The sequence below is a fragment of the Pseudomonas sp. JDS08PS003 genome, assembly GCF_045013505.1.
Lineage (GTDB): Bacteria > Pseudomonadota > Gammaproteobacteria > Pseudomonadales > Pseudomonadaceae > Aquipseudomonas > Aquipseudomonas protegens_B.
This window is the reverse complement of record NZ_CP120724.1, coordinates 43,683-67,256: the sequence shown is the minus strand read 5'-3', so window position 1 is coordinate 67,256 and position 23,574 is coordinate 43,683. Positions and strand designations below refer to the sequence as shown.

Annotated in this window: 22 protein-coding genes; 9 read left to right on the top strand and 13 right to left on the bottom strand. The window is 64.7% G+C overall.

The window, feature by feature from the left end; genetic code table 11:
* Positions 1 to 4: 4 nt before the first annotated feature.
* The 4 genes from P7C00_RS00305 to P7C00_RS00290 are packed head-to-tail and all read right to left on the bottom strand — an operon-like array spanning position 5 to position 4,190.
* Positions 5 to 460 carry a hypothetical protein gene (locus P7C00_RS00305; protein WP_346634722.1) on the bottom strand — a complete coding sequence of 152 codons (456 nt, stop codon included), beginning with the start codon at positions 458 to 460 and terminating at the stop codon, positions 5 to 7.
* Positions 450 to 1,796, bottom strand: a complete 1,347-nt coding sequence (locus P7C00_RS00300; protein ID WP_404937957.1) for a phosphatase PAP2/dual specificity phosphatase family protein — start codon at positions 1,794 to 1,796, stop codon at positions 450 to 452. The genes P7C00_RS00305 and P7C00_RS00300 overlap by 11 nt, the downstream gene beginning before the upstream one ends.
* Positions 1,796 to 3,553 carry a bifunctional alpha/beta hydrolase/class I SAM-dependent methyltransferase gene (locus P7C00_RS00295; protein ID WP_404937956.1) on the bottom strand — a complete coding sequence of 586 codons (1,758 nt, stop codon included), beginning with the start codon at positions 3,551 to 3,553 and terminating at the stop codon, positions 1,796 to 1,798. The genes P7C00_RS00300 and P7C00_RS00295 overlap by 1 nt, the downstream gene beginning before the upstream one ends.
* Positions 3,554 to 3,563: 10 nt before the next feature.
* The gene (locus P7C00_RS00290; RefSeq protein ID WP_346634725.1) at positions 3,564 to 4,190 is read right to left on the bottom strand and encodes a CDP-alcohol phosphatidyltransferase family protein; all 627 of its coding nucleotides are present in this window, start codon (positions 4,188 to 4,190) and stop codon (positions 3,564 to 3,566) included.
* Between the two features lie 245 nt (positions 4,191 to 4,435).
* Between P7C00_RS00290 and hflK (P7C00_RS00285) the strand changes: the two genes are divergently transcribed.
* The 8 genes from hflK (P7C00_RS00285) (at position 4,436) to cfaB (ending at position 13,724) form a co-directional block, all read left to right on the top strand.
* Positions 4,436 to 6,379, top strand: a complete 1,944-nt coding sequence (hflK, locus tag P7C00_RS00285; protein ID WP_404937955.1) for a protease modulator HflK — start codon at positions 4,436 to 4,438, stop codon at positions 6,377 to 6,379.
* Complete coding sequence (gene hflC / locus P7C00_RS00280) at positions 6,376 to 7,416, top strand: protease modulator HflC (RefSeq protein ID WP_404937954.1); 1,041 nt, start codon at positions 6,376 to 6,378, stop codon at positions 7,414 to 7,416. The genes hflK (P7C00_RS00285) and hflC overlap by 4 nt, the downstream gene beginning before the upstream one ends.
* Positions 7,413 to 8,471: a protease modulator HflK gene (gene hflK, locus P7C00_RS00275; protein ID WP_404937953.1), complete on the top strand. Its 1,059-nt coding sequence runs from the start codon at positions 7,413 to 7,415 to the stop codon at positions 8,469 to 8,471. The genes hflC and hflK (P7C00_RS00275) overlap by 4 nt, the downstream gene beginning before the upstream one ends.
* Positions 8,468 to 10,372 (top strand): heavy metal translocating P-type ATPase, encoded by a 1,905-nt coding sequence (locus P7C00_RS00270; protein ID WP_404937952.1) that lies wholly within the window; start codon positions 8,468 to 8,470, stop codon positions 10,370 to 10,372. The genes hflK (P7C00_RS00275) and P7C00_RS00270 overlap by 4 nt, the downstream gene beginning before the upstream one ends.
* A gap of 138 nt (positions 10,373 to 10,510) precedes the next feature.
* Positions 10,511 to 10,762, top strand: a complete 252-nt coding sequence (locus tag P7C00_RS00265) for a hypothetical protein (protein WP_123723679.1) — start codon at positions 10,511 to 10,513, stop codon at positions 10,760 to 10,762.
* A 65-nt stretch (positions 10,763 to 10,827) separates the two neighbouring features.
* Entirely contained in the window at positions 10,828 to 11,673 is an 846-nt protein-coding gene (locus tag P7C00_RS00260) for a DUF692 domain-containing protein (RefSeq protein ID WP_404937951.1), read from the top strand.
* A complete protein-coding gene (locus tag P7C00_RS00255; RefSeq protein WP_404937950.1) occupies positions 11,664 to 12,482 on the top strand; it encodes a putative DNA-binding domain-containing protein in 819 nt (272 codons plus the stop codon). The genes P7C00_RS00260 and P7C00_RS00255 overlap by 10 nt, the downstream gene beginning before the upstream one ends.
* Before the next feature lie 54 nt (positions 12,483 to 12,536).
* Entirely contained in the window at positions 12,537 to 13,724 is a 1,188-nt protein-coding gene (gene cfaB, locus P7C00_RS00250; protein ID WP_404937949.1) for a C17 cyclopropane fatty acid synthase CfaB, read from the top strand.
* 36 nt (positions 13,725 to 13,760) lie between these two features.
* Here the strand turns inward: cfaB and cls are convergent, their stop codons facing one another.
* A complete protein-coding gene (gene cls, locus P7C00_RS00245; RefSeq protein WP_346634733.1) occupies positions 13,761 to 15,200 on the bottom strand; it encodes a cardiolipin synthase in 1,440 nt (479 codons plus the stop codon).
* 131 nt (positions 15,201 to 15,331) lie between these two features.
* Between cls and P7C00_RS00240 the strand changes: the two genes are divergently transcribed.
* A complete protein-coding gene (locus P7C00_RS00240; protein ID WP_346634734.1) occupies positions 15,332 to 15,856 on the top strand; it encodes a DUF3617 domain-containing protein in 525 nt (174 codons plus the stop codon).
* A gap of 72 nt (positions 15,857 to 15,928) precedes the next feature.
* Here the strand turns inward: P7C00_RS00240 and thrS are convergent, their stop codons facing one another.
* Genes thrS through folE2 form a run of 8 tightly spaced genes read right to left on the bottom strand, consistent with a single transcriptional unit; the run spans position 15,929 to position 23,498 of the window.
* On the bottom strand, positions 15,929 to 17,818 hold the full coding sequence (thrS, locus tag P7C00_RS00235) for a threonine--tRNA ligase (protein WP_404937948.1): 1,890 nt from the start codon (positions 17,816 to 17,818) through the stop codon (positions 15,929 to 15,931).
* A gap of 29 nt (positions 17,819 to 17,847) precedes the next feature.
* Entirely contained in the window at positions 17,848 to 19,182 is a 1,335-nt protein-coding gene (locus tag P7C00_RS00230; RefSeq protein ID WP_404937947.1) for a dihydroorotase, read from the bottom strand.
* Between the two features lie 2 nt (positions 19,183 to 19,184).
* Positions 19,185 to 19,745, bottom strand: coding sequence for a carbonate dehydratase (locus tag P7C00_RS00225; RefSeq protein WP_102862389.1), 561 nt, complete (start codon positions 19,743 to 19,745; stop codon positions 19,185 to 19,187).
* A complete protein-coding gene (gene hisI / locus P7C00_RS00220; RefSeq protein ID WP_123723670.1) occupies positions 19,735 to 20,178 on the bottom strand; it encodes a phosphoribosyl-AMP cyclohydrolase in 444 nt (147 codons plus the stop codon). Before hisI ends, P7C00_RS00225 begins: the two co-directional genes overlap by 11 nt.
* Positions 20,175 to 21,059 carry a metal ABC transporter substrate-binding protein gene (locus P7C00_RS00215; RefSeq protein WP_404937946.1) on the bottom strand — a complete coding sequence of 295 codons (885 nt, stop codon included), beginning with the start codon at positions 21,057 to 21,059 and terminating at the stop codon, positions 20,175 to 20,177. Before P7C00_RS00215 ends, hisI begins: the two co-directional genes overlap by 4 nt.
* 11 nt (positions 21,060 to 21,070) lie before the next feature.
* Positions 21,071 to 21,937, bottom strand: coding sequence for a metal ABC transporter permease (locus tag P7C00_RS00210; RefSeq protein WP_404937945.1), 867 nt, complete (start codon positions 21,935 to 21,937; stop codon positions 21,071 to 21,073).
* Positions 21,937 to 22,605, bottom strand: coding sequence for a metal ABC transporter ATP-binding protein (locus P7C00_RS00205; protein ID WP_404937944.1), 669 nt, complete (start codon positions 22,603 to 22,605; stop codon positions 21,937 to 21,939). The genes P7C00_RS00210 and P7C00_RS00205 overlap by 1 nt, the downstream gene beginning before the upstream one ends.
* Positions 22,605 to 23,498: a GTP cyclohydrolase FolE2 gene (gene folE2, locus P7C00_RS00200; RefSeq protein WP_404937943.1), complete on the bottom strand. Its 894-nt coding sequence runs from the start codon at positions 23,496 to 23,498 to the stop codon at positions 22,605 to 22,607. Before folE2 ends, P7C00_RS00205 begins: the two co-directional genes overlap by 1 nt.
* Positions 23,499 to 23,574: the final 76 nt, after the last annotated feature.

Sequence of the window (23,574 nt, the reverse complement as noted above, 5' to 3'; positions counted from 1 at the left end):
TTCCTTATCCGGCGAAGGTCAGCCAGGGGCTGGCCAGGATCAAGCTCAACAGCACCAGCACTTGTGCCGCCAGCAGCAACGCCTGGCGGCGCAGCAGGCCAAGGGCACCGCGGCTGCGTTCGTTCCAGGGCCGGCCGCCACGCTGCGCAGGCTGCAGGCCGAGCGCACTCAGGGCCTGATCCAGGGCCTGGGTGCTGTGTTCAAGGGGCACAGGCGCATCGGCCACTCGTTGAAACAGGTCAGCGTCGAAGGCCACCCGCAGCGCCAGGTACTTTTCCACCAGCCCCAGCAGCACCAGGGCGAGGCTGACGATCAGGCCCCCCAGGCTGACACTGGCCAGCAGGTACTGGCCCAGGCCATACAGGGCACCCAGCAGGGTCAGGCCTGTGGATAACTGATCCAGGGCCCGGCCCCGACGCAGCAGACTGGCGACGCTGTACAGCTGCATCTCACTGGACATGGGCCGGCCTCTTGGCGCGGATCAGGGTTTCCAGTGCCTGCCGATGGGCCGCTTGCAGGACGATCTGCGGGCGTGCCCGCTGGATCTGCACCACGGCCGCGTCCACCGTGGCGGCGCGGCCGCTGTGCAGCAGCCAGGCGGCAATGGCCGTGGCACTGCGGGAATAGCCGAGGGCGCAGCACACCAGCAGCGGGCCTTGCTGGCGCAGGCGTTCAACGGTTTGCGCCGCGGCCAGGCACTGCTCCGGGCTCGGAGCGCACAGATCCAGCACCGGCAGGCTCTGGTAGCCCTGCAGGCCACGGCTGTCCAGGGACAGTTCGGCGCACAGGTCGAGCACCGCGACAAACGGGCTGTCCTTGAGCTGTGCCGGGGTTGGCAGGCGGCCGAGCCAGACGTTATCCACAACCTGATCCGGTTGTGGATGTTTTTTTGTCCACAGCCGTGAGTTGATCCAGGCCGCCGCCAGATAGGGCGCCAGCAACCAGCGGGCGGCCGGGCTCAGGCGTCCGTCCTCGCGCTTCTGGAACCCTGCGGCGCCCAGCAGCCCGTAGTTCAGGGCCACCAGCAGCAGGGCCACCGCAGGCCAGATCAGCCACAGCCCGGTGCCGCCCCAGCTGAAGGCGGCCAGCGCCAACAGCGCCGCTCCCAGGCCGTAGCGCCAGGCCAGCTGACGGCGCCGCGGGTCTTGGGCTTGTTGTGCGCTGAACAGCGGGCTGGGGCGATCCAGCGGCCACAGCCAGACGCACAGCCAACCGGCCAGGGCGCCGGTGGGCACATCGACAAAGTGGTGTTGATAAGTGGTGAGTACCGAAACCCCGATCAACCCGAACCAGCCATGCACCAGCCAGCGCCAGAAGCCCTGGCTATGCCGTGCGTAGCAGACCCAGAGCACCACCAGCAGGGCGATGTGCAGGGAAGGGGCCTGGTTGAAGGGTTTGTCGAAGCCGGCCAGCACCTCGAACAGCCAGCCGAAAACCCCGTCCAGCTCCGGCCGGGGGAAGGTGAAGCGCAGCGGCCAGAGCAGGAAGCAACTGACCGCGATCACCTGGGCGGTGAGCAGGCGCAGGGCGTGGCGCTTGAGCTCGTCCCGGCTGCGGGGCAGCAGCAGGGAGAAGCCGTAGAGCAGGTCGATGGACCAATAGGGCACGATGGTCCAGGCCCAGAACGGCATGTGCCGCTCCCAGTCGAAGACCAGGCTGCCGACGTCGTCGCGCTGGGCAGTGACCCAGGTGGCGAAGCCGTAGGTGCTGAAGAACAACGGTGCCAGCAACAGCAGCCAGAGCACCGCGGGCTTGAGCAGGCCCGACTCCCGCGCCGGCAAGGCGCCAGCGGCCATCATTGCACCCGTTGCGCCAGGGACACGCTGAAGATCCCCCATTCATCCACCCGCATGTTGATCTTGCGAAAGCCTGCGGCCTCCACTAACTGATCCATTTCCGCCTGAGTCCGGCGGCGCATGACCCAGGCCTGGCCTTCGCGGTGGCTGGTCAGGGCGCGAGCGATCAGTTCCAGTTGCGGGTGCCACGGCTGGCCGGTGTACACCAGGTAGCCGCCGGGTTCCACGGCGCTGGCCAGGCCGGCCAGGGAGCCGCCGACCATCTGGTTGTCGGCGAACAGTTCATAGAGCCCGGAGACCACCGCCAGGGTCGGCTTGGGATCAAGGGCGGCGAGGTCCTCGCGGTCGAAGGCGTTGCCTTTGACGAAGCGGGCGATGTCACCCAGGCCTTTCTCCTGGATCAGGGCACTGCCGTCGCGCACGTTGATGTCGCTGTAGTCGCGCAGCAGGATCGACTCCGGCAGCGGGCTGACCCCCTGCAGGGCTTCGAGGATATAGCGGCCATGGCCGGCGGCGATGTCGACGATGCGTACTGCGCTGTCCTGCTCACGGAGCTTTTCCATGGCCTGGCGCAGCAGCTCTTCCACGTGCAGCTTGCGCTGGCGAATGCCGCGCCAGCCGATGGAGTTCAGGTAGTTCTGGTCGATCATCCGACCCAGGGCGGAATGCCCGGTGGGCTGGTTGCGGTAGACGTAGTCCAGGGTGCTGCCGGAGTCGAAGCCGGTGTCGAAGCCCAGCTTGACTCCCGCCGACAGCTGGCTGCCCAGGCGCATGCTGGCGCGGGTGGCGCGCCAGTACAGGTCGCGCAGGGAGTTGTGGGGCAGTGGCGCGGCCAGGGCCTCGGATTCGGCGCATGTCACGCCCAGGCGGTCGGCATCCAGCAGGGCAGGGCGGTTCAGCGGGCGTGCGAAGTTCTGCAGGATGAAGCGGCGGATGCTGGCCATGGCCGGCGCCCGGTTCTTTTCCCCCAGGGTGTCGTGGAAGAAGCCCGGAAGGATGTGTTTTTCCTTGTGCAGGCTGCCCAGGCGTTCGAAGAACTGCTCCTGCGGCTTGCGGTGCACCACGAAGTCCGAGCCGGAGATCAGCAATTGGGTCGGCACCTGGATGGCCTGGGCGTCGGCCACTACCCGGTCGGCGGCTTCATACAGGCCCAGCAGCACGTTGACCGAGATGGCCTTGGTGATCAGCGGGTCGGCGTCGTAGCTGTGGACCCGTTCCGGGTCGTGGCTCAAGAAGCGCGCCTTGACGTAGCTGTTGACGAAGAAGTTGCCGCGAAAACGCCGCATCAGGGCCAGGCCGGGGCGGGCGAAAGGTACGTACAGCTTGACCTTGAACGCCGGGGACGCCAGCACCAGGGAGCGAATCCTTGGGGCGTAGTCGTGGACCCAGGTGGAGGCGATCACCGCGCCAACGCTCTGGGCCACCACGGCGATGTTTTCTTCGTCGATCTGGTGAGCGCTGCCCAGGTGGTCGCAGAAGGTCTGCACGTCACGCACGCTGGTGGCGAAGCTCGGGCTGTCGCCCCGGGCGCCCGGCGATTGGCCGTGGCCGCGAGCGTCCCAGGCGAAGAAGTCGAACTGCGGCAGGTTCAGCTCGTCCACCAGATGGGCAATGCGCCCGGAGTGTTCGTGACCGCGATGGAACAGCATCACCGCCTGACGCGGTTCGCCAGGGACCACTTCAGTGGCCGGCCAGTGGCGGTAAAACAGTTCGACGCCGTCATGGGTCCGGAACGTCTGGTGTTGAGCGTCGCGCATTACCATTTCCTTATGCAGAGGGAGCGTTGTGCTGAACTTCTTCTTTGAGGCCCTGGCGGACCCGATTGATCAGGGTGTAGACCAGCAGTGCGGCGACCAGCGCCAGCACGCCGTTTATCCACAGGGCGCTGAGCCAGCCCAGGGCGATGCCGGTGGCCAGCACGCCGAGGATGAAGGCCCGGTCGCTTTTGCCCATGGGGCCGTCGTAGCGCCGCGAGGCCCCAACCATCGGCCCGAGCACTCCGGCGTATTCGCTGAACAGCGCCAGCAGGGTCACCGCCAGCACCAGCAGCAGGCTGACGCCGGGGAGCAGAGCGAAAGGCAGGATCAGGGCGCTGTCGGCGATCACGTCGCAGAGTTCATTGAGGTAGGCGCCCAGGCGCGATTGCTGGCCGAATTCCCGGGCCAGCATGCCGTCGATGGCGTTCAGCGCCATGCGCAGGATCATCCACAGGGGGATCAGGACGAAGAGCCAGGTGTGGCTGGCGAACAGGGCGATCAGGGCGCCCACCAGCAACGAGATGACGGCGGCCAGCACGGTGATCTGGTTGGCCGTGGTGCCGTTGTCGTACAAGCGCTGCACCAACGGCCGCAGCAAGTTCTGAAAGCGCGGTTTGAGCTGGTAAATCGAGAGCATGATGGGACCGTTCCTTGTCGCACGCGGTGAGCAGGGCTGGATTATTGCCTTAAATGCCAGGGGGCTGACATCAGAAGTTTTTGCACAGATCAAACAGCTGTCTCTGTGTCTACGACGCACGCACCGGATGAAAAGGCATGGAGTGCGACAAAAATTTCACCTGCTGCGTTATAAAGTAACGAATTATTTCGATTTTCTTCGGCCGCGGATTTATCCACAGGGCCGGACTAGAGCGGCGGGGTGGTATGCAAGTCGATCTTGAGACGCAAGGGGCCGAAGTGGCGACCTTGCCACGGTTTCAGCGGGCGGCGTTCCACGCCGGTCGACTACAGCGCTGGGGGACGGTCTTGCTCGGGCTGGCGGTGCTGGGGCTGGTGTCGGCGGTGTTTGTCGACCTGTTCGCGGCGCTGACGATCTGGCCGGCGGTGTTGGTGAACCTGTCCTGTGCTTTGCTGGTGGCGGTGGCAGGCCTGCAATCGGCCTGCTGGGTCAGTCGCTGGCGGGAAGAGGCGATCAACCCTTCACCGGCGCTGGCGCCACCGACTACAGAGCCGCCGCACGAAGGACTCTCGGCAGCCCTGGCTGTGCGCTGGCGCCGCGTGTTGCAGCAGATCGGTGCACCGACCTTGTGGCTCGCCGGCTGGTCGCTGCTGATCCTCTACAGCGTGGTGCAGGTGTTCAACCTGGCGTTGCCGGCCGCTGGCCTGGGTTTGAGTGCCAGTGTCGCGGCGGTGCTGGGGTTGCTGCTGGCCTTCGCCCTGCTGGTGCTGGAGCGTCAGTTGGCTCAGGAACACTCAGGGGCGTGGCCGGAAGCCGCGGCCCTGGCGCAACTGCTGCGGGTGGCCATTGTGTGTTTGCTGGTCAGTGCCCTGTGCCTGTTGTTCAGCAGTGAGACGGCGCTGTGGCCGGCGCGCCTGGCGGTATTGATCGGCGTGCTGCCGGCGCTGGTGGCGGGTGAACTGCTGTTGCGCGCACTGTTGTCGCTGTTCAGCCCCCAGCGGGAACAGCTTGAGCCGCGCTTGCTGGCCCACAGTTTTATCGCCGATATGTTGCGTTGGCCGCCCCAGCCCCTGCTCAGCCTGCAACACGAATTGCACAACCGGTTCGGCATCGACTTGCGGCAGATCTGGGCCTTTGCCTATATGCGCCGGGCCTTCGCCCCGGTATTGGCCCTGGTGCTGCTGGTGGGTTGGCTGTTGACCGGTGTTCATGAGTTATCGATGCAAAATCGTGGCATTTACGAGCGCTTTGGCAAGCCGGTCGAAGTCTTCGGTCCCGGCTTGCATGTGGGGCTGCCCTGGCCTTTGGGGCGGGTCTTGAGTGTGGAAAACGGGGTGGTCCACGAGCTGGCCACCAGCGTCGCCGAGAGCCCGCAACCGCTGCAGCCGGCCTCGGCCGAAGGCCCCGCCCCCTCGATTGCCAATCGCCTGTGGGACGCCAGCCATGTGAATGACAAATCCCAGGTGATTGCCAGTGGTAGCGCCCAGCAACAGAGCTTCCAGATCGTCAACATGGACGTGCGCTTCGTCTATCGCATCGGCCTGGACGATCATGCGGCATTGGCCGCCACCTATAACAGCAGCGATGTGCCGACCCTGATTCGCAGCACCGCCAGCCGGGTACTGGTGCACGACTTTGCTTCGCGCACCCTCGACGGTTTGCTGGGCGCGGATCGCACGGCGTTGGCGGACGACATCGGCAGGGCCGTGCAGACCGATCTGGCCAGGCTCGACAGTGGCGTGGAGATTCTCGCCACGGTGGTGGAGGCCATTCATCCGCCGGCCGGCGCCGCCAACGCTTACCACAGCGTGCAAGCGGCACAGATTGGCGCCCAGGCGCTGATTTCCCGGGAGCGCGGCGCCGCCGCCGAACAGACCAACCAGGCGCAGTTGCAGGCCAGCGTTGTCAGCGACAAGGCCCGGGCCGCTGCCCGGGAAGTGCAGGCCACCGCCGAGGCCGCCGACCTGCGTTTTGCTGCCGAGCAAAAAGCCTATGCCAGCGCAGGGCAGGCCTTCGTCCTGGAGCAGTACTTGAGCCAACTGAGCCAGGGCCTGAGCCGGGCCAGATTGCTGATCCTCGATCACCGTTTGGGGGGCGACAGCGCGCCGACCCTCGACCTGCGTACATTTACCTTGCCGGCCGACCCGTTGGCGCCGCGTAACGCCGCTCAGCCAGGAGCCGTCCATTGAGCCAGTCTTCCCACTCTCACGATCACGCCGCTCACGACCATGGGCATGGCCATCATCACCATCACGGGCATCACCACCATCATCAGGGTGCGCCGGCCGAGGCGGGGCCTTTTCCCTGGCGGCGCATGGGCTGGGCGTTGCTGCTGGTGCTGTTTGCCGTGGCAGCCGCCAGCCTGGTGCAAGTGCGCTCGGGCGAGGCCACGGTGATCACCCGCTTTGGCAACCCGGCGCGAGTGCTGCTGGAGCCGGGCCTGAGTTGGCGCTGGCCGGCGCCTTTCGAGGCGGCGATTGCGGTGGATCTGCGCCTGCGCACCACCTCCAGCGGTTTGCAGGATGTGGGCACCCGCGACGGTTTGCGCATCATCGTCCAGGCGTATGTGGCGTGGCGGGTACAGGGCGATCCGGACAACGTGCAGCGCTTTATGCGCGCTGTGCAGAACCAGCCCGACGAAGCGGCGCGGCAGATTCGCACCTTTGTCGGCTCGGCCCTGGAAACCACCGCCAGCAGTTTCGATCTGGCCGATCTGGTGAACACCGATGCCGGCAAGGTGCGGATTGCCGATTTTGAAGCGCAACTGCGCAAACAGATCGACCAGCAATTGTTGGCCACTTACGGCGTGCGAGTGGTGCAGGTGGGCATCGAGCGTCTGACCCTGCCGTCGGTGACACTGACCGCCACCGTGGACCGCATGCGCGCCGAGCGGGAAACCATCGCCACTGAGCGTACCGCCATCGGCAAGCGCGAAGCGGCGCAGATCCGCTCTGCCGCTGAACGCGACGCGCGAATTGTCCAAGCCGATGCCACGGTGAAGGCTGCGGACATCGAAGCGCAATCCCGGGTGGAAGCGGCGCAGATTTACGGTCGCGCCTACGCCAGTTCACCCCAGCTGTATAACCTGCTGCGTTCCCTGGACACCCTGGGAACCGTGGTCACTCCGGGCACCAAACTGATCTTGCGCACCGACGCGGCGCCGTTCCGGGTGCTGGTGGATGGCCCGCCGAGCCTGCCGAACAAAGCATCCGGATCGCAACCATGAGTAAGGTTCCACGTGGAACAAATGAACTCAGTAGCCCGTGGATTCAGGCCGGCCGTCTGGCATTTATCGCTCTGTACGCGATTACGGTAGTGGCTGCGGTGGCGTGGGCACTCTCCAACGTGCGGCAAATCGATCCGCAGAATCGGGCACTGGTCCTGCACTTTGGCGCGTTGCAGCGCGTGCAGGACGCTGGGTTGCTGCTGGCCTGGCCCCGTCCTTTTGAACAGGTGGTATTGCTGCCGGCCGCCGATCGGGTTCTAGAGCGCCGGATTGAAGGCTTGTTGCGTTCCGACGCCGCTCTGGCAGGGGACCGGGTGGCCACGCTGGCCACCCCCTTGAACGATGCTCTGGCCGGGTCGGGTTACTTGCTCACCGGTGACGCCGGGGTGGTGCAGTTGGATGTGCGGGTGTTCTACAAGGTCAGCGAGCCTTACGCCTATGTGTTGCAGGGCGAGCATGTGCTGCCGGCCCTGGATCGCCTGGTGACCCGCAGTGCCCTGGCCCTGACTGCCGGTCGGGATCTGGACACCATTCTGGTGGCCCGTCCGGAATTGATCGGCAGTGACAATCAAGCTGCTGAACGTCGTGAACGGCTGCGGGGCGATTTGCTGCAAGGCATCAATCAGCGCCTGGCGGACCTGACGGCCAGTGGCCAGGGAATGGGTGTCGAAGTGACGCGGGTGGATGTGCAGTCGAGCCTGCCCGGCCCGGCAGTGAGTGCCTTCAATGCGGTGTTGACCGCCAGCCAGCAAGCCGACAAGGCGGTGGCCAATGCCCGTACCGAGGCGGAGAAACTGACCCAGGGCGCCAATGAGCAAGCTGACCGCAGCCTGCAAGTGGCCCATGCCCAAGCCAGTGAACGACTGGCCCTGGCCCAAGCCCAGACCGCCACGGTGCAGAGCCTCGCCCAAGCACAACGCGATGGCACCGATCCGCAAATGCTCCTGCGCATCTACCGCGAGCGCTTGCCGAAGATTCTCGGCCAGGCCGGCTCGGTGACCACGGTCAACCCTAAAGACGATTCCCGCCTGATCATTCAGGGAGCCGAACAATGACTGCTTCTACCCCGGCGGCGGCCCCCGCCAGCATGCTGACCAGCGCCGAGCAACGCAGCGCCGCGCGCCAACTGACCCTGGCCATGCTGGCCCTGGGGTTGCTGGGTCTTGGCCTGGTGTGGCGCTGGCTGGCCCCGGAGCAGGTGGGCGTCAGCCAATTGCTGCTGGGCGTGGCCTCGCTGCTGGTGGCCATGCCGGTGATGCGTTCGGCCTGGTTCAGCCTGCGTTACCCCAGCCTGCACGGCATCACCGACCAATTGATCGCCCTGGCCATGCTCGGCGCCTGGGCCACCGGTGATCTGCTGACCGCCGCCTTGTTGCCGATCATCATGATCTTCGGCCACGTGCTGGAGGAGCGCAGTGTGGTTGGCTCCCAGGAAGCCATCGATGCTCTGGGCCGATTGACCCGCAGCCTGGCGCGTCGGGTCCAGGCCGATGGCAGCGTGCTGGAGGTGGACAACGCGAGCCTCAAGGCCGGGGATCGGGTGGAGGTGCGCGCCGGTGATCGGGTGCCCGCCGATGGCCTGGTGATCTCCGGCCAGGCAAGCCTGGACACGGCGCCGATCACTGGCGAGTCGGTGCCCTTGGAAGCTTCAGTGGGCATGCAGGTGTTTGGCGGGGCGATCAACCTCGATGGCTTGCTGCGGTTGCAAGTGACCCGCACGGGCGAAGAGTCGACCCTGGGCAAAGTGATCGCCCTGATGCAAAGCGCCGAACGGGCCAAGCCGCCCATCACCCGTTTGCTGGAGCGTTATGCCGGCAGCTATCTGGTGCTGGTGCTGCTGTTGGCGGCGGTGACCTGGTTCATCACCAACGATGCCCAGGCCATGCTCGCGGTGCTGGTGGCGGCGTGTCCCTGTGCTCTGGTGCTGTCGGCTCCGGCCACCGCCATCGCCGGGATCGCCGTGGCCGCACGCCACGGCATTCTGATCCGCAGCTCGGCGTTCCTCGAAGAGCTGGCGGACCTGACCTCCCTGGTGGTGGACAAGACCGGCACCCTGACCTTCGGCACCTTGCGCCTGCAGGCCATCGACAGCCCCCTGGACGATCAGCTGGGCATGCTCAGTCTTGCCGCCAGCCTGGGCTCCGCCAGCAGTCACCCGGTGAGCCGGGCTTTGGCGGGGCTGGTGCCCCAGGAGGCGCAATGGCCGTTGAGCGACATCCATGAGCGTCAGGGCCTGGGGGTGGTGGCGCGCACCGCAGAAGGTGAGGCGGCATTGGGCCGACCGGAGCTGTTCGCTCAGTTGCGGATCACTACCGGCGCGGTGCCCAGCCATGACGGGCCGATTGCCGGCCTGGCGCTCAATGGCGAGTTTCTCGGCTGGCTGCTGCTGGCGGACAGCGTCAAACCCGAGGCCCATCAAGCGCTGGAGGAGTTGCGCGAACTGGGGCTGGGTCGTCAGTTGCTGCTGACCGGCGACCGCCAGAGCGTGGCGGACAGCTTGGCTCTGGAGGTGGGCATCAGTGATGTCGAGGCCCAGGCCTTGCCGGAAGACAAGCTCAAGCGCGTGCTGGGGGAGATCGACAAGGGGTTCCGGCCGATGGTGGTGGGGGACGGCATCAACGATTCCCTGGCACTGAAAGCCGGGGTCGTGGGGGTGGCCATGGGCGCCGGTGGTGCGGACATCGCCCTGGCATCGGCGGATGTGGTGCTGATCGGCAGCGACCTGCGGCGCCTGGGCACCTGTGTGCGCTTGAGCCGCGAGTGCCGGCGGACGTTGCAGGTCAATGTGATCATCGGCCTGGGCTGGACTTTGGCCATCGTCGCCTTTGCCGCCTTTGGCTGGCTGGGGGCGGCGGGGGCGATGATCGCGGCGCTGCTGCATAACTTCAGTACGCTATTGGTGCTGGGCAATGCCGGACGTCTGCTGCGGTTCCAGGAACCGCTGTTGAAGCTGTAGGCGCCGGTTTGCCGGCAAAACCCGGCTGCGCAGATATTTTTCATCCCGGCTGTAACGCCGGGATGGCTCCTCTCTCTAGTGCTATGACGGGATTGCACACGCCTCCCGTCTCCCCCTGCGACTATTGAGGAACAAAACATGAACATGAAGAAAACCGCTGCCGGTGCTGCCCTGGCTTTCGCTGCCGCTACGCTGTTTGCCGGTGTTGCCACTCAGGTGTCGGCGGCCGATGCCCAGGTTCATTGTTACGGCGTCAACGGCTGCAAAGGCCAGAACGACTGCAAGACCAAGGACCACGCCTGCAAGGGCATGGGCGCCTGCAAAGGCCAGGGCTTCAAGGCCATGACCCAGTCGGCGTGCGAAAAGGCCGGCGGCAAAGTCGGCGAGTAAGCGGCGAATCCGTGCTGCCGCAGTGGGGCTGACGACCACTGCGGCTACTTTGCGAGGAGTTCGCGATGTCTGACCATTCTTCCTGTCTGGGCTACGGCCTGGGTTTGCGCAGTGCCTACTATCAGCAGATTCTCGATGAAGCGCCGGACGTCGACTGGTTTGAAGTGGTGTCCGAGAACTTCATGGTCGAAGGCGGCAAGGCTCTCTATTACCTGGACGCCATTGCCGAGCGCTACCCCATCGTGATGCACGGGGTGTCGTTGTCCATTGGTGGCCCCCATGCCCTGGACCTGGACTACCTCAAGCAACTCAAACAGTTGGCCCGGCGGGTCGGTCCGGCCTGGGTCTCCGATCACCTGTGCTGGAGCCGGGGCAACGCTCATCAGTTGCACGATCTGCTGCCCTTGCCCTACACCGAGGAAAGCCTGGAATACGTGGCAGGCCGGGTGCGCCAGGTGCAGGAGGTGCTGGAGCGTCCCCTGGTGCTGGAGAACGTCTCCAGCTATGTACGGGCCGCGGCGGATCAGTTCAGCGAGTGGGAGTTTCTGGCCGCCTTGAGCCAGCTCAGTGGCTGCGAGCTGTTGCTGGACGTGAATAACGTCTACGTCAGTTCGCGCAATCACGGTTTCGATCCCTGGCAGTTCATCCAGGGGCTGCCGGCGCAACGGGTGCGGCAATTGCACCTGGCCGGGCATCAGGATCATGGCGACTATGTGATCGATACCCATGACCAGCCGGTGTGCGATCCGGTCTGGGAGCTGTACCAGCGCACCCTGCAACACCTTGGGCCGGTCGCGACCTTGCTGGAACGTGACGATCATTTTCCACCGTTGAGCGAACTGCTCGGCGAACTGCACAAGGCTCGCGCACTGGGACAGCGGACGCTGTCCGGGAGGCTGCAATGCGCCTGAACGAATGGCAGCTGGCCTTTGAGCGCTACCTGCTGGCCGAGCAGCCCCAGGCCGATAGCCTGCTGGGCAACAGCCTGATCGGCGGGCCGACCCTGAATGTCGCCACCGGTCTGGCGATTTACCACAACGCCTACCAGGCGCGGCTGCTGGAAGTCATGGTGGCGGACTTTCCGACGATCCTGCATTGGCTCGGCGATGAGGAGTTCGCGTCACTGGCCGCTGCTTATATACGCCAATCCCCCTCCCGGCATTTCAGCGTGCGCTGGTTGGGGCAGGGCTTTGCTGAATTCATCCAGGGCCATCTGGTGCCGGAGCAGGGCCTGCCCCTGGCGGAACTGGCGCGCCTGGAGTGGGCGTTCACCCTGGCCTTCGACGCTGCCGAGGCCGAGGTGCTGACGGTGCCGGACATGGCGGGTCTGGACGCCGAAGAGTGGCCGCAGCTGCAATTGCAGCTGGCCCCTTGTGTGCAGTGGCTGGACTGCCGTTACAACAGCGTCGCCCAGTGGCGTGCGGTCAAGGACCAGGCGGACTTCCCCGAGAGTGCTTTACTCGAACAAGAGCAACCTTGCCTGGTATGGCGGGTGGATCGGGTCTGCCGCTATCGCAGCCTGTCGGTAGCAGAAGCCCGAGGCCTGCAAGGCATGATCGAGGCGCAGTGGAGTTTCGCGGAACTCTGTGCCGAGCTGGCCGTCACTTACTTTGAGGGGGCCCCGTTGCAGGCCGTTACCTGGCTCAAACAGTGGGTCGAAGACGGCCTGGTGGTACGCCGCGAGTCCTGGAAAACCACTGGAAATTCGATAGCCAGCTAATTTTCCAAGATGGTCTACCCTCATTTCAGACGTCTGAAACAGGGGGGATTTTCCATGCTCGCGCAACTTCCACCGGCCTTACAGAATCTGCAATTACCCTTGCGCCTGCGGCTCTGGGATGGCCATGAGTTCAATCTTGGGCCGGAGCCCAGCGTCACCATTGTGGTCAAGGACCCGCAACTGGTCGCGCAATTCACCCGTCCCAGCCTGGACGCTCTGGGGGGCGCCTTTGTCGAGGGCAAGCTGGAACTTGAAGGTTCCATCAGTGAAGTCATCCGGGTGTGCGATGAACTGAGCCAGGCCTTGCTGGATGAAGATGACGACGATCAGCCGGTGCGCACGCAACACGACAAGGCCACGGACGCGGCGGCCATTTCCTACCATTACGACCTTTCCAACGCCTTCTATCAGCTCTGGCTCGACAGTGACATGGCCTATTCCTGCGCCTACTTCGAGACCGGCAGCGAATCACTGGAACAGGCCCAGCAAGCCAAGTTTCGTCACCTGTGCCGCAAGCTGCGCCTGCAACCGGGGGATTACCTGCTGGATGTCGGTTGCGGCTGGGGCGGGCTGGCCCGCTATGCCGCCCGCGAGTTCGGCGCCAAGGTATTGGGCATTACCTTGAGCAAGGAACAACTGGCCCTGGCCCGTGAACGGGTCAGTGCCGAAGGCCTGGACGATCTGGTGGAGCTGCAGCTGCTGGATTATCGCGACCTGCCCCAGGATGGTCGCTTCGACAAGGTGGTCAGCGTCGGCATGTTCGAGCATGTGGGCCATGCCAATCTGCCGGAATACTGCCGGACCCTGTTCAATGCGGTGCGCGAGGGCGGCCTGGTGATGAACCACGGCATTACTGCCAAGCACATCGATGGACGGCCCGTGGGCCGGGGCGCCGGGGACTTCATCGAGCGTTACGTGTTCCCCAATGGCGAGTTGCCGCACCTGGCGATGATTTCGGCGCAGATCAGCGAGGCCGGGCTGGAAATCGTCGATGTCGAAAGCCTGCGCCTGCATTACGCCCGCACCCTGGATCACTGGAGCGAGCGCCTGGAGGACAACCTGGAGGCGGCTGGTCAGCAGGTTGCGCCGCAGGCGCTACGGATCTGGCGGCTGTACCTGGCGGGTTGCGCCTATGCGTTTGCCAAGGGCTGGATCAATCTGCACCAGATCCTCGCGGTCAAGACCCATGCCGATGGCAGTCATGAGTTGCCCTGGACCCGGGACGACCTCTATCACCCCTAGGCCCGGCGCGTTTTCCTTCAGACCCTGAGTGGACTCCTACAGAATCGGTGAAATCAGCCGCGCGACCCGCATGCCCAGTTGTTGCAGGCGGTGGGTCTGGCGGCTTTCTTCCCGGGCAATTTCCCGGGCCTTGGCGAAGTCGGCTTCCAGCATCTGCTCCACCTCGGTGGCGAAGTCGTCATCCACGGTCAGCAGCATCACTTCGAAGTTCAAGCGAAACGAACGGTTGTCCAGGTTGGCGCTGCCAATGGCGCTGATCTCGTTGTCGATCAACACCACCTTTTGATGCAGGAACCCCGGCTGATAACGGAAGACCCGGACCCCGGCGCGCACCGCCTCGAAGGCGTAGAGGCTGGAGGCGGCGTAGACGATGCGATGGTCCGGGCGCGACGGCAGCAGGATGCGCACGTCCACGTCCCGCAACACAGCCAGGCGCAGGGCGGCGAACACCGCTTCATCGGGAATGAAATACGGACTGGTGATCCACACCCGTTCGGTGGCGGCGTGGATCGCCTCGACGAAGAACAGCGAGCACGTCTCGTAGGCATCGGCGGGGCCGCTGGCCAGCAATTGGCAGAGCACGCCGTCATCCGGGTAGGTATCGGGAAGGATCAGCGGCGGCAGTTCCCGGGCCGCCCAGAACCAGTCTTCGGCAAAGGACTCCTGCAGGCAGGCCACCACCGGGCCGCTGACCTGGACGTGGGTATCGCGCCACGGCGCCAGGGGCGGTTTCTTGCCCAGGTATTCGTCACCGACGTTGTGCCCGCCGACAAAACCGAGCAAACCGTCCACCACCACAATCTTGCGGTGATTGCGGAAGTTCACCTGGAAGCGGTTGAGCCAGCCGCTGCGAGTGGCGAAGGCATGCACCTGGACCCCGGCGTCACGCAGGGTCTGCACATAACCGGCGGGCAGGGAGTGGCTGCCGACGCGGTCGTAGAGCAGATGGATGGAGACGCCTTCGGCGGCCTTTTCCAGCAGCAGGCGTTGCAGGCGCCGGCCCAGCTCGTCGTCGTGAATGATGAAGAACTGGATCAGCACCGCCTTGTGGGAACGGCGGATGGCATTGAAGATCGCTTCGAAGGTGGCGTCGCCGTTGACCAGCAGGCGCACCTGATTGTTGGCCAGGCATGGCATGCGTCCCAGCTTGGGCATGGCCCGCAGCGAGGCATAGGCCTGGGAGGCGCGGGCGGTGAGCGCCTCTTCGACCCAGGGCCGCCAGTTCAGCTCATTGATGGCCTTGTGCATTTCCACGTTGGCCTGGCGCCGGGCCTGGATGTAGGCATCAAAGGTGCTGCGGCCGAATACCAGATAGGGAATCAGGGTCAGGTAGGGCATGAACATCAGCGACAGGGCCCAGGCAATGGCGCCTTGAGCGGTCCTGACGGTGAGCACCGCGTGGATCGCGGCGATCAGCCCGAGAAAATGCAACAGCGCAATGAGATAGCCGAAGATGTGCGGGCCAAAATAATCCATGGGGCAACCTTGCTCCTGAAGATTCAATGCCTAACAGACCATGTTCCACAGCGAATGTCGCTATTTTATTCTGCATGCAACGCCGTGCCTTGGCCGAAGTCTAACGGCCACTATTGTCTAGGAGTCATTCGATGAAACTTCGTTTACTGGGTTGTGCCTTGGCGGTGGGATTGGCGCTGCCGCTGGCTGCGCAGGCGCAGATGCTGCAACCGGGCTTGTGGGAACTGACCAGCAGCAACATGAAGGTCGATGACCAGAACTTGCCGGACCTGTCGCTGATTCTTGGCCAGTTGCAGCAACAGATGACCCCGGAACAACGGGCGATGCTGGAGAAACAGGGCGTGACCATGGGTGGCAAGGGTATTCGCGTGTGCTTGACGCCGGACCAGGTGAAATCCGACACCATTCCGCTGCAGGACCCGCAATCGGGTTGCCAGCAGCAGGTCACCGAGCGCAACGGCAATCAATGGAAGTTTCGCTTCAGTTGCCCCAAGGCTCAGGGCAACGGGGTGGCCAAGTTCATCAGTGATCGCGAGTTCACCACCAACGTGATCGGCACCTTCAATGCCACCGGCATGCAGCAGAAGGGCAGCATGGACACCCGCGCCGTATGGCTGGGCCAGGACTGCGGCACGGTCAAACCCCGCGCCTCCTGACCGACCTTGTGCGCTTGTCGGCGAAGCGGCCCTGCAGACACCAGGGCTTTCGCCGCCAGGCCCGGGCACCGGCTAGGCAATCCGTTCCACTGCCTGCTCCAGCGTCAGCTGTCCCAGATCCTCACCATTTCTGCTGCGCAGGCTGACGTAGCCTCCCGCTTTCTCCTTGTCCCCGATTACCAGCAGGTAGGGCACTTTCTGCAGGCTGTGCTCACGGATCTTGTAGCCGATCTTTTCGTTGCGCAGGTCGGCACTGGACCGCAGCCCCTGACGGCGCAGGCGCTCGCTGATTTCCCAGGCATAGTCCGCCTGAGCCTCGCTGATGTTGAGCACCACCACTTGTTGCGGCGCCAGCCACAAGGGCAGGGCGCCGCCATGGTGCTCGATGAGGATGCCGATGAAGCGCTCCAGGGAACCGAACAGCGCGCGGTGCAGCATCACCGGTTGCCGGCGTTCGCCGTTGTCGGCGATGTAGCTGATGGCGAAGCGCTCGGGGAGGTTGAGATCCACTTGCAGGGTGCCGCACTGCCAGTCGCGGCCGATGGCGTCGCGCAGCACGAACTCCAGTTTCGGACCGTAGAAGGCGCCTTCTCCCGGGTTGAGCCGATAGTCGATCTGCATGCTCTGCAGGGCACCGACCAGGGCGCTTTCCAGCTGATCCCAGACCTCGTCGCTGCCGATGCGATTGGCCGGGCGCGTGGAGAGCTTCACCGCCACCTCGTCGAAACCGAACTCCTTATAGATGTCGAACACCAGGGCGATGGTGCGGGCGCATTCGTCCTGCATCTGTTCCGGGGTGCAGAAGATGTGGGCGTCGTCCTGGGTGAAGTGGCGTACCCGCAGCAAGCCGTGCAGTGCCCCTGAAGGTTCGTAGCGATGGACCTTGCCGAACTCGGCGATGCGCAGGGGCAGGTCGCGGTAGCTCTTCAAGCCGTGGCCGAAGATCGCCACCGCGCCGGGGCAGTTCATGGGCTTGAGGGCGAAGGTGCGCTGGTCCTCGGTGCTGGTGGTGAACATGTGGTCGCGGTAGTTCTGCCAGTGCCCGGAGGTTTCCCAGAGGCTGCGGTCCATCACATCCGGGGTGTTCACTTCCTGGTAGCCCGCCTGTTCCTGACGCTGGCGCATATAGCCGATCAACTGCTTGAACAGGGTCCAGCCCTTGGCATGCCAGAACACCGACCCCGGCGCGCAATCGTCGAAGTGAAACAGGTCCAGTTGCTGCCCCAGCTTGCGGTGGTCGCGCTTGGCGGCCTGTTCCTGACGAAGCAGATGAGCGTCCAGATCCTGGCGGGTGGCCCAGCAGGTACCGTAGATCCGTTGCAACGGTGCGTTGCTGGCGTCGCCGCGCCAATAGGCGCCGGCCACCTTGGTCAGCTTGAAGGCCCGCAATTGGCCAGTGGTACGCACGTGGGGGCCGCGGCACAGGTCTTCGAAATCGCCCTGGCGGTACAGCGACAGCACAGCCTCCGGGGGCAGGTCGCGGATCAGCTCGACCTTGTAGTGCTCGCCCTGGTCGGCAAAGTGTTCCAGTGCCTGCTCCCGGGACAGCTCGCGGCGGCGCAAGGTGTGGTTGGTGGCGGCAAGGCTGTGCATGCGCGCCTCGATCAGTTCCAGATCCTCGGGGGTGAAAGGGCGCTCGTAGGCGAAGTCATAGAAGAAGCCGTCCTCGATCACCGGGCCAATGGTGACCTGGGCCGAGGGGTACAGCTGCTTCACCGCCATGGCCAGTAGGTGGGCGCAGGAGTGACGCAGGATTTCCAGGCCATCGGGGTCGGTCGCGGTGACGATACTCAGGCGGGTGTCGCTGTCCAGCAGGTAGTCACAGTCCACCAGCCGGCCATCGACCCGCCCGGCCACGGCGGCTTTGGCCAGGCCGCTGCCAATGCTGGCGGCCACCTCGAACACGGACAATGGCTGGTCGTACTCACGGCACGCGCCATCAGGCAGGGTGATGCGGATCATCTTCGGTGGTCCTTGGTCAGGCTTGGGGATTAGCGGTTGAAGCGCAGGGGCAGGCCCTGACAGTGGTCGTACAGACGCCCCTGGTGCCAGGCGAGTTGGCCCGATACCAGGGTGGTGGCGACGCTATGGCGAAAGCGCTGGCCGGCAAACGGGGTCCAGCCGCATTGGGCAAGAATCGGCTGGCGGTCCACGGGCAGGCCTTCGGGCTCGGCACGGATCAGCACCAGATCGGCCCAGTAGCCTTCGCGCAGGTAGCCGCGGTCGGGGATGGCGAACAGGTCGGCCACCCGGTGGCTGGTCTTGGCCACCAGGGTGGTCAGGGGCAGGACCCGGTCCGCCACCAGTTCCAGCAAGGCCGGCAAGGCGTGCTGCACCAGAGGCAGGCCGGCGGGCGCACGGGTATAGGGCTGCTGTTTCTGCTCCCAGGTGTGGGGTGCGTGGTCGCTGCCGATGATGTCCAGGCGCTGGCTGTTGAGGGCCTGGCGCAAGGCGTCGCGATCGGCCTGGGTCTTGATGGCCGGGTTGCATTTGATCAAGTGGCCGAGACGCGAGTAGTCGCGGTCATCGAACAGCAGGTGATGCAGGCAGACTTCGGCGGTGATGCGTTTCTCGGCCAGGGGCCGGTCCTCGAACAGGGCCAGTTCCCGGGCGCTGGTCAGGTGCAGGACGTGCAGGCGGGTGCCGTGTTTCTTCGCCAGTTCCACCGCCAGGGACGATGAGCGGTAGCAGGCCTCGGCATCGCGAATGCGCGGGTGAGCCGCGGCGGGAATCTGATCGCCATAGAGTTGCTGCCAGCGTTGCTGCTTGAGCTGGATGCTCGGGGTGTGTTCGCAGTGGGCCAGGAGGATGGTCGGTACCTGGCGAAACAGCCGGTCGAGCACCTGGGGATCGTCCACCAGCATGTTGCCGGTGGAGGCGCCCATGAATACCTTGACCCCGGCGACCTCGCTGGGATCGAGGGCGGCGACGGTGTCGAGGTTGTCGTTGCTGACGCCGAAGTGAAAGCCGTAGTTGGCCACCGAGGCGACGGCTGCGCGGCGTTTCTTGTCGGCCAGAGCGGCCAGGGTCAAGGTCGCCGGCGAGGTGTTGGGCATGTCCATGAAGCTGGTGATGCCACCGGCCACTGCGGCGCGGGACTCGCTATGGATGCTGCCTTTTTCCGGGGCGCCGGGATCGCGAAAGTGCACCTGGTCGTCGATCATCCCCGGCAGCAGCCATTGGCCCTGGGCGTCGATTTCCAGTTCGGCGCTGAGGTGGTCGAGGCTGCCGATGGTCTCGATTCGGCCCTGATTGACCAGCAGGTCGGCGTCGAACTCGCGTCCTTCGTTCACCAGGCGGGCGTTGCGGATAAGGATTCGGCTCATGCTCAAAACTCGTTCTGCAGGGCCTTGTAGCCGCGGACCAGATCGACGTTGGTGCGGGCCACGTCTTCGGAAAATTCTGAAGCGCTGATGCTCACCGGAGGGAACTGCGCCAGGTCGGTCTTGGGGCCGATGCGGGTGGTGGAGGGCACGTAGAAGCCTGGTGGCAGGTCACGACCGTCCACCACCGAGTTGTGCCGGACCACGCTGCCGTCACCCACCACGCAGTTGAACAGCACGCTGTTGAAACCGATGAACACCCGGTCGCCGACCACGCAGGGGCCGTGGACGATGGAGCGGTGGGCGATGGAGGTGTGCTGGCCGATGGTGACGGCGGCACCGGATTTGGAGTGGATCACCACGCCGTCCTGGATATTCGAATTGGCGCCGATGGTGATGGCTTCCATCTGGCCGCTGGCGTCGACCTCGTCGGCGCGGATCACCGCGTAGGGGCCGACGAACACGTTGTCGCCGATCACCACCTTGCCGCAGATGATGGCGGTCTTGTCCACATAGGCGGATTCGGCGATTACCGGCAGATCGCCGGAGGGGTTTTTACGAATCATGGCGCGAGTCCTTCAAGGGGGAACTGATGACTTCCACCGCGCCATCGCGAATGGCGTTGTAGAAACAGTTGGGGCGACCGGTGTGGCAGGCGGGGCCTTGTTGCTCCACTTGCAGCAACACCGCGTCGCCATCGCAGTCCAGGCGCGCTTCGATCAGACGCTGGCGATGCCCGGAGCTTTCGCCCTTGCGCCACAGGCACTGGCGCGAGCGCGACCAATAGCAGACCTGGCCGCTGGCCAGGGTTTCGGCCAGGGCCCGGCGGTTCATCCAGGCCAGCATCAGCACCTCGCCGCTGTCGTGTTGCTGGGCAATGGCGGCGATCAGTCCGTCGCTGTTCCAGGGCAGGGCGTCGAGCACGGCGGTCAGCGGCCAACGACTGCCCAGGGCGGCGGTTTCCAGGTCCAGCAGCGACAGCGGCGGGCGCTGGATCATGGTCGGCTCAGGGCGTCGTACAGGGTGTTGAGGTTGTATTCGAACAGCCCGATGAAGGTGCTGGCCGGGCCCGTGGCCGACAGGGCATCGGAGTACAGGGTGCCGCCAATATGAGCGCCGCTTTCCTCGGCGATCTGCTTGAGCAGGCGGGCGTCCTTGATGTTTTCCATGAACACCGCCTTGACCTTGGCGTTACGGATCTGGGTGATCAGCGCCGCGACTTCGGCGGCTGAGGGCTCGCGTTCGGTGGACAGGCCTTGGGGCGCCATGAAGTCGATGCCGTAGGCCTGGCCCAGGTAGCCGAAGGCGTCGTGAGAAGTGACGATCTTGCGGTTGCCCGGAGGCAGGGCGCCGAGCTTGGTCTTGGCCTCGGCCAGCAGGCGGTAGATCTGTTGCAGGTAGGCCTGGCTGTTGCGCTGGTAGTCGGCCTGGTGAGCCGGGTCGGCGGCAATCAGCGCCTTGGTGATGTTGTTCACATAGAGTTCGCTGTTGGCCAGGTTGTGCCAGGCATGCGGGTCGGGCACCTGTTCGCCGTCCTCGTCCAAGGTCCGTGGAATCACCCCGCGACTGGCGGTGATCACTGGCGTCTTGGTGGCCGAGCTGGCGACCAGACGATCCAGCCAGGGTTCGAAGCCCAGGCCGTTCTTGATGATCAGCCGGGCTTTGAGCAGGGCTTTGGCATCGTCCGGTGTGGGTTCGTAGGTGTGGGCGTCTTCGTCGGCGCCTACCAGGTTGGTGATCTGTACATGCTCGCCGCCGACCTGGCGGGTCATGTCGGCGAGGATGCTGAAGCTGGTGACCACCGCCAGCTTGTCCGCGGCCTGGGCGGTGGACCACGACAGGGGCAGCAGCAGGCTGAACAGCACGAGTAGAACGCGCATCGGGAAACACCTCATGGGGATGTGAGCAAAGGCGGGCGGTGCAACAGGCCGTGCACCGGCCCGAACACCACGGAGAGCAGGTACAGGCTGCCCGCCACCAGCACGATGGCCGGTCCGCTGGGCAGCGAGTAATGGAACGACAGCAACAGGCCGAGCCAGACCGAAAGACAACCCAGCAGCGCAGCGATGCCCACCAACCGCGGCAGCCGACGGCTCCAGAAGCGCGAGGCGGCGGCCGGCAGCATCATCAGCCCCACCACCATCAGGGCGCCGATGGCCTGGAAACCGATCACCAGATTGAGCACCACCAGGGTCAGGAACAGGCCGTGGGCCAGGGGACCCAGGCGGCTGACGCTGTGCAGGAACAGGGGGTCGAGGGTGTCCAGCAGCAGGGGTTTGTAGATCAGGGCCATGGCCAGCAGGCTGAAGCCCGAGACCAGGAGCATACCGTTGAGGGTCGGGCCGTCCACCGCCAGGGCCGAGCCGAACAGCAGGTGCAGCAGGTCCAGGCGTTTGCCCGCCAGCCCGAGGATCAGGACGCCGCTGGCCAGGGAGATGGGGTAGATCGCCGCGATGCTGGCGTCTTCCCGCAGGCCGGTGCGGCGGGTGATCCAGGCCGCGAGACCGGCCATGCCCAGGCCGGCGCCCAGACCGCCGAAGGTCAGGGCCGGCAAACTGAGACCGGCGAACCAGAAGCCCAGGGCCGCGCCGGGGAGGATGCCGTGGGCCACCGCATCGCCGATCAGGCTCATGCGCCGCAGGATCAGGAATACGCCCAGGGGAGCCGTGCTGCAGGCCAGTACCAGACCGCCGAGCAAGGCCCGACGCATGAACACGAATTCGCTGAAGGGTTGCCAGAAATGCGCGGCGAACTGCATCAAGCCACCTGCGTCCGGGATGGTGGGGCGATCAGTTCCCGGCTCTGGCCCAGGACACAGCCGCTGCTTTTGATCCACAAGGTCTGGGGGATGTGCTGGTGCACGGCGGCTAGGTCATGGCAAACCACCACCAGGGTCCGGCCCTGGGCGTGCCAGCTGTGCAGGTGTTGCCAGAGCAGGCTCTGGCCTGCTTCGTCGAGGGCGGCGTGGGGTTCGTCCAGGAGCAGCAGCGGTGCTTCGGTCAGGCTCAGTCGGGCCAGCAGCGCGCGCTGCAATTCTCCACCGGAAAGGGCCATCAACGGGCGACTTTCCAAGCCACTCAAATGCCAGTCTTCGAGCACCGCCTGCAGTTTTTCTGCCCGGGCCCTGGCCGTTTCGCACTTGCCCCAGAAGCCACCGGCCACCAGCGCTTCCAGGCTGATGGGAAACTGGCGATCGAGGTGTTGCTGTTGCGGCAGGAACGAAAAGCCGCCCCGTTTGGGCAATGTCAGATCGACCTTGCCGGCCAGGGGCTTTTGCAGCCCGGCCAGGACTTTTAGCAGGCTGCTTTTGCCCGAACCGTTGGCGCCGATGACGGCGCTCAGGCTGCCGCTGGGCAGGTGCAGATCCAGGGCCGGAGTCAGGGGTTGGCCCGGCGCGCCCCAGCGTAAACCTTGGCAACGGATCATCAGGCCTCCCAGTTCCAGCGGCTTTGCGCCACGGCGTCGTGGGCGTGCAGGCTTTCTGCATGCACAACCCGCAGCTGGAAGGCGTTGACGCCAGGAGAGCGGCGCAGCGCCAGGTTCAGGCGGCGGGCGGCGTCTTCGCAAAACATCAGGTTTTGTCCGTTGGCCAGAGCGAAGGCCTGCTCATCGGCGCGCTTGACCGCCGTTTGCACGGCGGTGCCCAGGGCACTTTCAGCGTCGTTGATCAGGGCAATCAACGGCAGCTCGTCGAGGAATTCGTCCAGGCGCAGATGCAGTTCGGCGTTGCTGCGTTGGCTATGGGGCGTGGCGACTATGCCTTGGGTCGAGCCCAGCCAAGCCAGAATGTCGGCGTGCTGCAGTGGTTGGTTGGCGAAATCGTTGACGAATTGCTGTTGGATCAGTTGACGGGAAAGGGCGGCCGAGCAAGGGCAGGTTGAGGAATAAGGCACGACGATTTTTAGTTCCACGTGGAACATCGCGTTTTTCAGCCGCGCTTCAATGCTCAACGGATAGCTCTTCCAACCGGCCAAAGGACTGACCAAGGCCGGACGTTTGAGCAGCAGATCGAAGTGCAGCCGTAGGTAGGCGCTGTGGGCCAGGCCCTCGTGACTGTCGAGAAAGCGCTGTAGCACCTGGCGCAGCAGAGCAGGCGTGAGGTTGTCCTGTTCGAGCATTTCCAGGGCCAGATACAAGCGCGACATATGAATGCCTCGCGCTTCGCCATCGTCGAGGCTGACTCCGGCATCGGCTTTGGCAGCGATCCGTTGGCTGTCCATCACTACAGGTAAGGCAATGCCGCACATGCCCACCCATTCCAGGGGCAAGGCTTGGCGTGAGGCCTGCGCGGCGATATCCGGCAGAGTCAGCGCGTTCATGAACAGGTCCGTCGTTAGGAATATTCCGACATGTTATATTATAACAATACATCCGATGAAACATTTTTCCTCGGCG